Origin of the sequence: Pedobacter sp. UYP30 (genome assembly GCF_040547165.1) — a bacterium.
Lineage (GTDB): Bacteria > Bacteroidota > Bacteroidia > Sphingobacteriales > Sphingobacteriaceae > Pedobacter.
In genome coordinates, this window is the sequence record NZ_JBEPPD010000017.1 from 86,133 (window position 1) to 98,575 (window position 12,443).

Sequence of the window (12,443 nt, forward strand, 5' to 3'; positions counted from 1 at the left end):
TTAACTTCTATTTGCTATTATAATTGTTATGGTTACATTTACGTTTTATATTTTAACCTAAATATTTTTTTCAAATGAACCTAAAATCCATTTACTGCATGCTTGCTTCTGGTGGTCTATTGTTGGCGTCTTGCCAATCTAATTCTAAAAAAGATGCTTCTTCTACAGATAGCGCTACAAACGATTCTGTAAAAGTAGTGAAATTAGTAGCCGATTCTTTTAAAACAGAAATCGACGGAAAGCAAGTCGGCTTATTCACACTAAAAAATAAAAATAATGCCGAGGCTATTTTTACCAATTACGGCGGCAGAATTGTAAGCCTGTTAATACCAGATAAAAATGGAAAACTTACAGATGTAGTTGTTGGTTTTAAGAGTGTAGCCGATTATGAAAAATCTACCGAGCCGTATTTTGGCGCCACCATTGGACGTTATGGAAATAGAATTGCCAAAGGAAAGTTTACGCTAGATGGCAAGAACTGTCAGCTTTTTACCAACAACGGGCAAAATACGTTGCATGGTGGTAAAAAAGGATTTCAATATGTGGTTTGGGATGCCAAACAACCAAACGACCACACGATAGAACTGCATTATTTATCTAAAGATGGAGAAGAAAATTTTCCAGGTAATTTAGATGTTAAGGTAACTTATACCTTAACAGATAGTAATGAGTTGAAAATGGATTATTTGGCAACTACTGATAAAAAAACTATTGTAAATTTGACCAATCACGCATTTTTTAATCTAAATGGAGAGGGAAGTGGAACTATTTTGGGGCATACCGTAACCATTTACGGCGATAAATACACCCCTGTTGATTCTACCTTAATTCCGTCGGGAAAAATTGAGCCAGTTGCAGGAACTCCGTTTGACTTTACAAAACCAGAAACTATTGGTAAACGCATAGGCGACAAAAATGAGCAATTGACTTTTGGCAAAGGTTATGACCACAACTTTGTGTTAAACAAAACCCCAGGAATGGGCATGTACCATGCGGCTACGGTACAAGGAGATAAATCTGGAATTGTTATGGATGTTTACACCCAAGAACCAGGTTTGCAGTTTTATAGCGGTAACTTTATGCAAAGTATGAATACTTTTAAAGGAGGTACTAAAGACGATTTTAGAACCGCATTTGCCATGGAAACACAACATTTTCCAGACAGCCCGAACCAACCTTCGTTCCCGTCTACAGAATTAAAGCCTGGCCAAGTGTATAAAACAAGCTCTATCTACAAGTTTTCTAATTAGTAAGTAACAGCTAAAATTAACGGATTGTGGCCGAGGCTACAGTCCGTTTTTTTATTTAAGGAAAATAACTGGAGCTCTGTAGTTTGCTAAAAAATATCCAGCAAATTCTGCAGATGAGCGCAGAAATAAAGCCAAGTACCCTCTGCGTCAATCAGCGAGATCAGCGAGAACATCCCCACACGAATAGCCATGATGCGAGCGCTAACGATAGAAACGGCAGCTTTTTTTGAAGCTTTTTAGCGAAAAAAAACTATAGTGGATAGCGTGTAAAAGCGCCCAAATGAAAATATAATATTTTTTAGCTACTAGTTCTTTAATATAGAAGACCTTTCTATTTCCGATTTATCCTTTCCCCTAAAATAAAAATAACACAACGGAAACAACAAGCATAAGCCGAGAAGAAAGCCGCCCAACACATCGGTAAACCAATGGGCGCCCAAATATATTCTAGAAAATGGAATGGTTACGATGTAAAAGGTGGACACAAATATGAGGACGTTCTTTATTAGGTTGGGTACTCCTTTTAACGTAAACATGAGAATGAGTAAAAACCCAAAAAAGAGGGTATAGGAAAGCACATGGCCGCTCGGGAAACTTTGGAACCGGTTGACTCCAACCAATCGAACGTAGAGTGAGGTTGGTCTTGGGCGATCTACCAATTGCTTTACTAGCAGAATAATTAAGCCAGAAAGCAGAATGCTGGCGGTATAATAAGCTTCTCTTCTATAGCGAGTAACATAAAAAATGGCTGCGGCGAGTAGTACAGAGATAAGGGAATAGGGCAGCTCGCCAAAAAAGCTAATGCCGGTCATAACCTTGTCTAGCCAATTGGCGTGATATTGCTGTAAATAATTAGAAATGGCAATGTCTGATTGGATAATTGGATGATGGGCGATAAAAACACTCAAGCAAATGAAAGCTACTAGTAGGGAGGTAAAAATTACCCAAAAAAAAGTTCCTTTAAAGTGCATGGATTTAGGTTAAGGTATGGAAATCAAAATTATAATAACTTTGATACATATAGGTGTTTTTAGTCGAAAATTTAGAAAGGAATTAAACAAAATAGCCGTCTGGCCTGTTGTTTTTTAAATGCCAACAAAGTTTTACCTGCCAGAAGAGCAAGACAGAATAAAAGTACCACGTTTTGAGGAGCGCGCCGGCTTTTACACTTCCAGTAAGCGAAGTGCTACAATGGCTAAGATAAAAGCAAAAGACACTTCGCAGGAGTTGAGGTTTAGAAAAGCGTTGTGGGCGAATAATGTGCGATATAGGATCCATTTAAAGAAAGTTTTAGGTAAACCCGATATTGTAATTAAAAAATATCGTTTAGCTATTTTTGTGGATGGCGATTTTTGGCATGGGTACGGGTGGGCGGAACGGAAGCAGAAAATTAAGACCAACGCCGCTTTTTGGATTCCTAAAATAGAGCGAAACATGCAACGCGATGTCTTTGTTAACCAACAACTTACTTACATGGGTTATACGGTTATGCGTTTTTGGGAACATGAACTGAAGAAGAATTTAGATATTTGTGTAAATCAGGTTGTACTCTATATAGAAACTGCAAAAAAGAATACTATCCCGGCAGCTGAATAATTAGGGCTTTGCCGAATTAAAACTACATTTGACTTGTTAATTTTTGACTCTATTTATATCTAATGAAAAACAAAATCTATTCTCTTTTATTTGCTATACTTACCTTAATAGCTCTTGCTGCCGATTATGTAAAAAGCGATGACTTACTCGCAATTTCCAAACCGCTATCTATTGTGTTGTTGTTGGCATGGCTTTACCAAGCAGAACGATTGAAGGGTAGGTTTCATAAACAAATTTTTATTGGTTTATGTGTTGCTTTGGTGGGAGATGTGTATGCTGCCTTTGCTGCAAATACTTACATAGAAACGGTGGTGTTTTTTACTCAGTTTATTTGTTACCTGTTCTACTTAAGGGCATTTAGATTAGATCATAAATCTAACCCGAAACAGAAGAACGGTTATTTAATTTGGGCAATAATTGGCTTTGCCACATTCTGCGCCGGAATTTTCTTTTACCTGCAGCCACAGCTCGGCCCACAACAGGCCGCTGTTTTAATTTACACATTAACATTGTGCTTTATGGGGATTATGGCCGTAAATAGGTTTAAAAAAGTAAATCTTCTAAGTTTTAAGATGATTTTTTACGCGTCTTTATTTTTCTTGTTTGCAAATACCGTTTGGGCGATAGATAGATTTGTACAACCAATAGTAGAAAGTTCTGCCTTGGTTATTGCAGGCTATTTTATAGCACAATATTTAATGGTTTATGGAACAATTGTTAGGAAGTTGCTGGTAACCAAGACGGAGGTTTAGGGTTAATCGCGACCGCGTTTAATTTTTGTTTGACTGGTTTTTTAATTTATGGAATTTCGAAAAAATTGTCATCTTTATTAAAAAAACTGATGAAAACGCTCGTTTATTTTTGCCTTATCTTTATTTTGACTTGTGAATCAAAAGTTTTTAGTCAAACCTTTAAAGGTATTTCCGTTGAATTAAAATTTGTTGATACACTAATTCGGAGTAGAAATTATCGGGAAGCAGCACTCCAGATACAAGTGACAAATCAAACGGACAAAAACATTTATATACCGAATATTTTAGAGCAATTTAAAATTCAGGCAAATGATAGTTTGCTAATTTTGGATAAAGCTTTTAAAAGGTTATCAGTGCTTAGAGGGTATAGGCCAGATGAAATGGGTGCTGACGGGATAAGTGGACTGACTGGATATAAATCAGACGAAAGTTACGCCAGTTTTTTAAAAAAGAAAGATTTTGGCAGGCAAGTAATATCTATGGCTGAGCTCACTGAAATAGGTAAAGATTTAAAACCTTTGTTTTTAAAAAAGGGTGAGTCCTTTATCTTGTATAATATTTCTCCCATCCATTTTCTCTACAACAGAGATGAGCCATTTTGGCACTATGAAATAGTGTTCTATTTAAATGAAAAAAGCAACAAAGACGCGCCAGACCAAATTGGGGGTTATAAGAAATATTCTATAGAAAGTTTTCAGACAAAACCCATATCTATAACCGGAAGGAATAATAAAAGAACTAAAAAAATTGTGGTAAAAGATAGCAACGGACACGTGCTTAGTAAATTTAATTTGCCAACACATAAGTATAAAACTCAGCAGTAATATTATTTATAAAAGGAAATTATGAAAACGCTCGTTTATTTTTGCCTCATCTTTATTTTGACTTGTGAGTCAAAAGTTTTTAGTCAAACCTTTAAAGGTATTTCCGTTGAATTAAAATTTATTGATTCTTTAATTAAGAATGAAAAAAATAGAGAGACTGGAATCCAAGTTCGGTTAGTGAACAGAAGTAATAAACCTATATATATTCCTACAATTTTAACTCAATTTATATATCAAACTTCAGATAGCATGGTTGTTCTGAAATCAGAAACTGCAAATGACTACAAAGTTTTAACAATAATAACTGGGAGGCGACAAGATAGAATTGTGCCAAACATCTATGTTGGGATAACATCCTATAAAATCGATGAATATGTGGCTAAATTTCAATTAAAAAAGAAATTTGGAGAAAATCTCATGAACAATATGCCACAATTTCATGGTAAAAGAAGTTTTAATCCTTTGTTTTTGGAAAAAGATGAAGCTTTTACTCTATATCATATTCTGCCCATTGATCAATTCTACACGGAAGAGGGGTGTTATAAATTAGTATTGAAATTACATGAACGGAGTAGTGTTGATTTTCCAGATCAAATTGATGAATATGAAAAATACCAAATTCCGAGCATGGAAACGAAACCAATATTTATTAGGGTTGAAGAAAGAGGTATGAAATATCGAATAATTGTAACTGATAGTATTGGAAAACGAGTTAGTAAATTTTATTGGCCGAAAAAAGAAATGATTAAGAGCCAAACTAAACGCTAGATAAAAGGAACGTTTATTCGATTATAAAAAAAACATGAGATTATATATAAATTTTGTTTTAATACTCTTAGGAACAATTCAGGGATGTCAAAGTGGTAATAAGCAGGTTGTTCATACAGGTGTCGAATTACAGGACTCAACCATAAAAATTAGTGTTATTCCACTGAAAAATTTTAAGCAAGATACCCTGGAGTATTTAAAAGAAAATTTTGTCATCAATAAACAATCGTACATCAATAAGCCTTTTAAAGTCCTGTTAGATTCACTAAAGTTACCGATTTTTAAATATTACAACGGTGTTCCAAGTTATGATTCACGAACTGATGATGTACCGGCAATTTACCTGAATATCTTCTCTGATGTGCCCGAAAAAATGAAAAATGGGACCAACCCCGGCATTTTACTTATTTCCTTCAATAGGCTAATCCCTGCAGATAGTGCTTACGGATTGATTAAGGTAACACACTTGAAGTGGAAAAGGGATGCAGTGAAATTTTACCAGAATAGGCTCGTTAAGAATATTCAGATGGCGGGATCGGATAAAAAGAAATGAATTTACTTTATCTAATAAAAAATTAAATAACAGCAATTAAATAGCTAGAAATGAAAAATCTAAATTAGACACGCTCCAAGGAAAAATAGAAATTTTAAACGTGGATGATCTTATATCTACTAAACGCGGTGCTGCTGCTTAGCATTTTGTTGTGGTTTGAATTTTTGTGGGCTAAGGGCGAAGATTCATTGCAGATAACACCTCAAATGACACAAAATTATTTTTTTAACACTAGTTTTAACAGTTGATATGAAATGCAAAAGAGACACCCATAGGTTATTGTTATTATCGCCACTTTTTTTAGTTGCCTTTCTTGTTTGTTAATTAACGATTTTTACTTAAAGAACTTATTTCATAACACCTTAACTGGCAAATTGAGCGATGTTGCAGGTCTGTGTGTCTTAGCTATTTTTCTTTCCGTAATATTTAGCAATAAAATACTAGCATATATAACGGCAGCAGTTTTGTTTGTGGCGTGGAAATGTCCTATAGCAGATTATCCAATTGCTTTTTGGAATTCTTTAAATATTTTTCAGATTGGGCGAGTTATAGACTATACAGATTATTTTGCGCTACTTGTTTTGCCACTAAGCTATATTTATAAGCCTGTAGCTCCTAAATTAAATCTAACTATATCATTGGGTTTTGATCGATTATTTTTATAATTTCTGCTTTTTCTTTGGTTTCCACAGCTGGTACGGTAGGACGTTTTACTAGATTTGAAATATCTGCAAGTAAAAAACAGATCTTTAAAGAAGTCAAAAAACTTAACCTTCATCATCCAGAACTTAGAACGCCCCAATTTTTTTATAAGACGGTAAATCCAGGCTCGTTTGCAGAAAGTGAGTTTCAGCATACTAAATTTCATCCACTACAGGACAGTATCAATTTTAGTGTCCATTTACCTGATAATAAATCTTATCCGATAGTATGGTATAGATTCGCTGAAGGTGTGGATGAATGGAATGTGCCCTTTTGTAGAATAGTTTTGTTTGCAGTTTCAAACATTCATGGCGTAAAGTTATATGCAAAAGATTTAGATGGACAAAAAAGAAGGACTGTTATAGAAGAGTTTAAAAGGGTTTTACTTGATAGAGTCCCTTATAAAAGCAAGGAAATATTCTAAGCACAGCACTACCGTTAATATAAAAGATGGGAAAGGTGTTTTATGGGTTTCTACTTTTTTAGGTTAGGTTTTGAATCACTGTGAAAATTTTGTGTGAGACTTTGTCGAGGCCTTTGTGTTTGATTTTCACGCTAAGAAATTACATCGAAATAAAAATATATTTGTATTATGAGCAAGACGCAATCAATAACCATACCTGACGAGGTAGTCATGAGCAAAATGTATATTATCCGGAACCAGAAAATTATGTTGGACGAAGACTTAGCAGAACTTTACGGCGTGGAGACTAGGAGATTAAACGAGCAGGTGAGGCGTAATAAAGATCGTTTTCCAGAAGATTTTATGTTCCAGTTGGATGAAACTGAGTTTAGCGACTTGAAGTCGCAAAATGCGACATCAAGTTGGGGAGGTCGAAGAAAGCTGCCAAATGCTTTTACTGAACATGGTGTGCTAATGCTTTCTAGCGTATTAAACAGCAAACAAGCAATTAAAGTAAATATCCAAATTATGCGTATTTACACCCGCATACGCGAGATGCTGTTGAAACATAAAGATATATTTATCAAAGTTGAACAATTTGAGAAACAGATGATGAAACAAGATGAAAAGATCGAATTGTTGTTTAACTATCTAAGCAAATTCATAGAAAAGGACGAGCAGCCGAGAACTAGGATTGGCTTCAGGACTGAAAAAGAAGAATAGACCAGACACCACTTCTTATTTTTTACTATTTCTCTCCTTATCTAAAACCGTAAAATATTGCTCTAATCGCTCGCCATTTTCATCTACCAAGGTAAGTTTATGTCTTCCCGGCGATGGACTTACCGCCAATTGGTGGAAGTTAGTGGTCGTTGCAATGTATTCGTTGTCTATGTGCCAATAGATTTTGGTCCGTGGATTTCTGTGTGCGGCATTTAGCACCACTTTTCCGCGTGTTCCATCAATCTCTAAGGGAATGTAAACCGTTGCCCCATTTTTTGGGTAAATGAGTTCCAATGCTGCGGTTGAGGTATTTATGTCGCAGCCAGGTTTAAATGGGGGCAAAGGTTTGTAATCGGCATTCTTAACTTTATAGTAATATTCCATCGCGGGCGGCAGAATAAAAAAACTTTTGTTTTGCATATTTATAACTTCTTCGCAATTGTCGTTTACGCGGTAAGTGCCGGTTTTGTCTAAATGAATAAGTTTGTGGTATGGACAAACGGTTGTTTTTTCTCCGCCAAAAGGCACCAATTCATCTACTACATCTGGGCAGTTTTCTCCTGCCTTATAGCCGCTTTCTTTACAAATTTTTATGGTTTTGAGTTTAGTTTTTGGCGTTTCGAACCATTTTCCGTTGGGCAGTTGTCTAAAGATATCGAACATTACTGGTGCAGCAGCTTCTACGCCAACCAATCCCGGGCGACCTTCTCCATCAGCATTGCCCACCCAAACACAAACTACGTAATCTGGCGTTAAGCCAACAGCCCAAGCATCGCGAAACCCGAAGCTGGTTCCTGTTTTCCAAGAAATACGTTGCGAAGAAGAAAACTGTTGCCATAATCCTTCATCGCCAGGCCGCATCAACTCTTCCATGGCATTAAAGGTTGCCCAAATGGATCCATGATCCAAATAGGAAGATTTTTCTAAAATTGGTTGTTTTGGTTTCAGCTGTTTGATGTAGGTTGCTTGGTCGTAATCGGCAGCATTGTACAAGCCTTGATAGCTGTTGAAATGATCGAGCGTTCTTACCATGCCCATATAGGTGTTTGCCAAATCCCACATGGTTACTTCGCTGCCGCCCAAAATAAGCGAAAGCCCGTAATGATCTGCAGGTTGGTTAAGCGTACCGATCCCCATTTTTTTAAGCTTATCATAAAACCGCTGGTATTTGTACTGTTGCAACATTCTAACCGCCGGAACATTTAACGATCTGCTCAACGCCTTGTCCGCACCAATGGCGCCATCATAACCTAAATCGTAATTCTGGGGCGCGTAGCCAGAGATTTGTGTAGGAATATCGGGCACCAAAGTAGTCGGCAGAATAAAGCCATCATTCATCATGCTTGCATATAAAAAGGGCTTTAAGGTACTCCCCGGGCTTCTTGGTGCCTTAATCATATCTACATGACTTTCCAAAGAAGGATCTTCCGGTTGATAGATGTTGCCTACGTAGCTTGCCACTTCGCCCGTTCTTGCGTTTAACACCAAAGCCGCAATATTGTTAATTCCGTTAGCTCGGTAACGGTTGTTGTAGCGTTTTATAATGCTGTTTATTTTGAGCTGTAGTTGCTCATCTATCGTAGTTTTTATGCGCGTGGAGTTTACTTTTAATTTACTGCGTTCTCGCTTAAATCGATTTAAAAGATGTTGGGCGTTTTGAGGCAGGGTCAGAGGTTTGCCAGGCACTGGCTCTAGCTTCGCCAAGTTTGCTGTTTCTTGGTCGATGTATTTTAGCTTAGCTAATTTATCCAATAAGTCGTTTCGTTTTTTTATTAGCTTCGCGGCGTTTTTACCTGGCAACACCAAAGACGGACTGTTTGGTAACACTGCCAACGTTGCCATTTCACCCCAAGAAAGCTGACCTGGATTGCGACCATAATAGCGCCAACTTGCAGCATCTAAACCAACGACATTGCTCCCAAAAGGTGCATTGGCGGTATATAATTTTAGAATTTGTTCTTTAGAATTTGTTAGTTCTAAGCGTAAAGCCCAAATCATTTCTATTAATTTTTGGCCAACGGTGCGGTCTTGTTTACGCGATAGACGCATCACTTGCATCGTGAGCGTGCTGCCGCCGCTAACTATACTTTTCGCTCGTATATCTTGTCGCATTGCTCTGGCAAGGGCTATAAAATCTATCCCAATATGGTTATAAAAACGTTTATCTTCAAAAGCGATTATGCAATCTTTAAATTTTTGTGGGATGCTATCGGTAATCGGAAAACGCCATTGGCCATCGCTAGCGATGGATGCGCTTAATAACTTTCCATCACTCGCTTCTATTACATAAGAAGTTGGATAATGGAACAATTTTTTTGGCAGGCACAACAGAAAAGCCAGAACGACAAGCAGGCAGAAGATGTCTGAGAAGAGGAAGGCTTTTTGGGTTTTGTTCATTGATTGATTCGCCAGTCTTAGCGTTCCAAATGCAGAGGGGTCAAAGTATAAAAGTATAGACTGTTAGGCACTGGGCTGTATCTGTTTTTCGTTTTTTCTTTGTTCAAAATAGTTGACTATTTCCTCTGGACTTAAGTTCATAATATCCTTTGAAATCCTGTCTCTTTGTTCCCGCATAAATTTTACGGCATCGAACCCGCCTGCTGAACGGACAGGAGTTCTGTTTGCGCTCTTTTCTTTAGTCTTCATAAATCATTAATTCTCTTGGTGAACGAATATCGATTTGTTTATATCCTTCCGCAATATTTACGGAATTATAACCTATAATTCGAACCACGTTTACGATATGTTTGAAATTCCAACTCAACAAGATGTCTGCGTTGTGTATTGTTGCAAGTGCTATATGCAAACAATCTGCGTATGATGTAAGTCCTACAACGCCTTCATCAATATATTTTTTAGCTAACCTCGCTGATTCAATATCCGACGTTACATATTCAGTTGAATCTTTAGGAAGTAATTTTGGTGTTTGTTTTACTTTGTTCGGGGCATTTTCTAATTCGCCTTCCGTAATGTTTGATAAGATTATCGTAAATTCAGATTTTTTTATCCTATCAAATAGCGGTTCGGTATATTGTTGGAACTCCTCATCGTGAAGGCCTCCAAAAACTGAGGTGTCCAAATATAACCGCTGTTTTTTCATCGCATAAATTTACGAAATTTATCGAGATTTAAAGTGAGTAGGATTTTCTGGCGGGCTGTGTTTGCGCTGCGTTTATCCCATGCATAAACTAGATTTCTTTTTTTGGGTTGACTCGATATAACTTCAATTTGTTGTCATCTTCAAATCTTGTTTTGTTCGCTTTTGAAATATTCCATCACTTTGCGTATGTATTTTAGGTATTTCTCTTTGTCCTGCAAAAATTGTTCAGTTAATTCACTACGAATCTTTCGCATGTAATCAACTGCTTTAAATTCAGTCTCCTGTTTTCAAATCTTCTGCATAAGTTGCCTTCTTTTGTGTGCAAATATCAAATTCTCGAATATCTAAACTTTAAGTCTTCTATCTCACTACATTTTCTATCTATGCGAACTCCCATTTTCTAAATTACAATGTCCGTAAAATCAACTTGTACGGTTTGTAATGCACGCGCCAACTGTCGTACAAAAACTAAAATGAAATCAAGGTTGCTTTTATTCCTATAAATCCCTACTTTAGAAACTAAAATTACACTATTGAATAATTATCTAGCAATTATCAACCAAGTTTTTGAAATTGAACAACGGTTGATCCAAGAAAACAACTCGGAAAAGTTTTCACGAAATTTCCAAAAAATCAGTATGTTATTGGCAGAAGACGGGTATAAAGTGTCAAATCCTATAGGCGAAGCTTTCTCCGAAGCTCGTACCGATATTGACGCAAGTCTTATAGGTACATCCTCAAAGAAAAAAATAATTAGAGTAATAAAACCTATTATATATTTGCAGCAAGATGGTGGTGTTTCTCTAATTCAAAAAGGAATAGTGATTGCCGAATAAAGCAACAATAAATAAAAATTAATGAATTCGTTAAAATCTATAAATTTTGGAATCGATCTTGGTACCACCAATAGCGGCATTGCAAAATTTGAAAATGGTAGGGTTACGGTCTTCAAAAATCCCTTAGGACTAAAGGAAACTTTAGCGTCTGTGGTTGCCTATCGGCGTGATAGAATTCTGTTAGGAGATAAAGCTCGTGAACTTTTAAAAAGCGACCCGTTTAATGTGTTTGCAGGTTTTAAAAGGCGTATGGGTACAGATCAAAAATATTATGTAGTTAATCTTGATGATAATGTAACGCCAATAGACTTATCTAGCCATGTACTAAAAGAGCTAAAACAATTTGTGCATAGTGGCGAGCAGGTAAACGCTGCCGTAGTAACTATTCCTGCTAGTTTTGATACCATGCAGAGTAATGCCACCATTAAGGCAGGGAAGCAGGCGGGTTTGCAAGAAGTAGTATTGTTGCAAGAACCCATAGCTGCTAGTTTGGCCTATTTTAATACTCAAAACATAGAAGACCAAGAAGGATATTGGCTGGTCTACGATCTCGGCGGAGGCACTTTTGATGTTGCTTTGGTGCAAATTAAGGAAGGTGAGCTTAAAGTAGCCGACCACGAAGGAAACAACTTTTTAGGTGGAACAGACTTCGACCAAAGTATAATAGATCATATTTTGGTACCACAATTGCAAAAGAAATTTAACTTACCAGCGCTGCAAACTGAGCTAAAAACCAAAGGTGGAGAATATGAATCGTTGTATTACGAATTATTGTATCGTACAGAGGAAGCTAAGAAAGAATTAAGCTTTCAAACAGAAACCTCAGTTAGTTTCCAAATTAGTAACTATTCAGGTTGTAATTTAGCAATAGTTTTAAAAGCATTTAAAACATTTTGTCCATTTTTAATACATGTATCTGTTACCGAACGAATGATG

The 12,443-nt window shown here is 36.6% G+C and carries 14 protein-coding genes; 11 read left to right on the top strand and 3 right to left on the bottom strand.

Annotation, left to right across the window (positions count from 1 at the left end; genetic code table 11):
- Positions 1–74 precede the first annotated feature (74 nt).
- Positions 75–1,250, top strand: coding sequence for an aldose epimerase family protein (locus ABIB40_RS16525; RefSeq protein WP_354360498.1), 1,176 nt, complete (start codon positions 75–77; stop codon positions 1,248–1,250).
- A 305-nt stretch (positions 1,251–1,555) separates the two neighbouring features.
- Here ABIB40_RS16525 and ABIB40_RS16530 read toward each other — a convergent pair whose 3' ends face one another.
- Positions 1,556–2,221, bottom strand: coding sequence for a phosphatase PAP2 family protein (locus ABIB40_RS16530; protein ID WP_354360499.1), 666 nt, complete (start codon positions 2,219–2,221; stop codon positions 1,556–1,558).
- Between the two features lie 118 nt (positions 2,222–2,339).
- Here ABIB40_RS16530 and ABIB40_RS16535 point away from each other — a divergent pair, with 118 nt between their 5' ends.
- The 8 genes from ABIB40_RS16535 (at position 2,340) to ABIB40_RS16570 (ending at position 7,571) form a co-directional block, all read left to right on the top strand.
- Positions 2,340–2,846 (top strand): very short patch repair endonuclease, encoded by a 507-nt coding sequence (locus ABIB40_RS16535; protein WP_354360500.1) that lies wholly within the window; start codon positions 2,340–2,342, stop codon positions 2,844–2,846.
- Between the two features lie 62 nt (positions 2,847–2,908).
- Positions 2,909–3,598 carry a lysoplasmalogenase gene (locus ABIB40_RS16540; RefSeq protein ID WP_354360501.1) on the top strand — a complete coding sequence of 230 codons (690 nt, stop codon included), beginning with the start codon at positions 2,909–2,911 and terminating at the stop codon, positions 3,596–3,598.
- Between the two features lie 242 nt (positions 3,599–3,840).
- On the top strand, positions 3,841–4,422 hold the full coding sequence (locus tag ABIB40_RS16545) for a hypothetical protein (protein WP_354360502.1): 582 nt from the start codon (positions 3,841–3,843) through the stop codon (positions 4,420–4,422).
- Positions 4,423–4,443: 21 nt separating this feature from the next.
- A complete protein-coding gene (locus ABIB40_RS16550) occupies positions 4,444–5,190 on the top strand; it encodes a hypothetical protein (protein WP_354360503.1) in 747 nt (248 codons plus the stop codon).
- Positions 5,191–5,224: 34 nt separating this feature from the next.
- Positions 5,225–5,743 (top strand): hypothetical protein, encoded by a 519-nt coding sequence (locus tag ABIB40_RS16555; protein ID WP_354360504.1) that lies wholly within the window; start codon positions 5,225–5,227, stop codon positions 5,741–5,743.
- A 374-nt stretch (positions 5,744–6,117) separates the two neighbouring features.
- Positions 6,118–6,408: a hypothetical protein gene (locus ABIB40_RS16560; protein WP_354360505.1), complete on the top strand. Its 291-nt coding sequence runs from the start codon at positions 6,118–6,120 to the stop codon at positions 6,406–6,408.
- A gap of 14 nt (positions 6,409–6,422) precedes the next feature.
- On the top strand, positions 6,423–6,869 hold the full coding sequence (locus ABIB40_RS16565) for a hypothetical protein (protein ID WP_354360506.1): 447 nt from the start codon (positions 6,423–6,425) through the stop codon (positions 6,867–6,869).
- A 168-nt stretch (positions 6,870–7,037) separates the two neighbouring features.
- A complete protein-coding gene (locus ABIB40_RS16570; RefSeq protein ID WP_354360507.1) occupies positions 7,038–7,571 on the top strand; it encodes an ORF6N domain-containing protein in 534 nt (177 codons plus the stop codon).
- A gap of 15 nt (positions 7,572–7,586) precedes the next feature.
- Here the strand turns inward: ABIB40_RS16570 and pbpC are convergent, their stop codons facing one another.
- Positions 7,587–9,968: a penicillin-binding protein 1C gene (gene pbpC, locus ABIB40_RS16575; RefSeq protein ID WP_354360508.1), complete on the bottom strand. Its 2,382-nt coding sequence runs from the start codon at positions 9,966–9,968 to the stop codon at positions 7,587–7,589.
- A 238-nt stretch (positions 9,969–10,206) separates the two neighbouring features.
- A complete protein-coding gene (locus tag ABIB40_RS16580; RefSeq protein ID WP_354360509.1) occupies positions 10,207–10,671 on the bottom strand; it encodes a PIN domain-containing protein in 465 nt (154 codons plus the stop codon).
- Positions 10,672–11,204: 533 nt separating this feature from the next.
- Between ABIB40_RS16580 and ABIB40_RS16585 the strand changes: the two genes are divergently transcribed.
- A complete protein-coding gene (locus ABIB40_RS16585) occupies positions 11,205–11,507 on the top strand; it encodes a hypothetical protein (RefSeq protein WP_354360510.1) in 303 nt (100 codons plus the stop codon).
- A gap of 21 nt (positions 11,508–11,528) precedes the next feature.
- On the top strand, positions 11,529–12,443 hold a 915-nt coding region (locus tag ABIB40_RS16590; RefSeq protein ID WP_354360511.1), incomplete at its 3' end, for an Hsp70 family protein.

Bases quoted from the DNA above. Each gene is read 5' to 3' on its own strand.
- ABIB40_RS16525 (WP_354360498.1), top strand. From the start codon at position 75: ATGAACCTAAAATCCATTTACTGCATGCTTGCTTCTGGTGGTCTATTG.
- ABIB40_RS16530 (WP_354360499.1), bottom strand. From the start codon at position 2,221: ATGCACTTTAAAGGAACTTTTTTTTGGGTAATTTTTACCTCCCTACTA.
- ABIB40_RS16535 (WP_354360500.1), top strand. From the start codon at position 2,340: ATGCCAACAAAGTTTTACCTGCCAGAAGAGCAAGACAGAATAAAAGTA.
- ABIB40_RS16540 (WP_354360501.1), top strand. From the start codon at position 2,909: ATGAAAAACAAAATCTATTCTCTTTTATTTGCTATACTTACCTTAATA.
- ABIB40_RS16550 (WP_354360503.1), top strand. From the start codon at position 4,444: ATGAAAACGCTCGTTTATTTTTGCCTCATCTTTATTTTGACTTGTGAG.
- ABIB40_RS16555 (WP_354360504.1), top strand. From the start codon at position 5,225: ATGAGATTATATATAAATTTTGTTTTAATACTCTTAGGAACAATTCAG.
- ABIB40_RS16570 (WP_354360507.1), top strand. From the start codon at position 7,038: ATGAGCAAGACGCAATCAATAACCATACCTGACGAGGTAGTCATGAGC.
- pbpC (WP_354360508.1), bottom strand. From the start codon at position 9,968: ATGAACAAAACCCAAAAAGCCTTCCTCTTCTCAGACATCTTCTGCCTG.
- ABIB40_RS16580 (WP_354360509.1), bottom strand. From the start codon at position 10,671: ATGAAAAAACAGCGGTTATATTTGGACACCTCAGTTTTTGGAGGCCTT.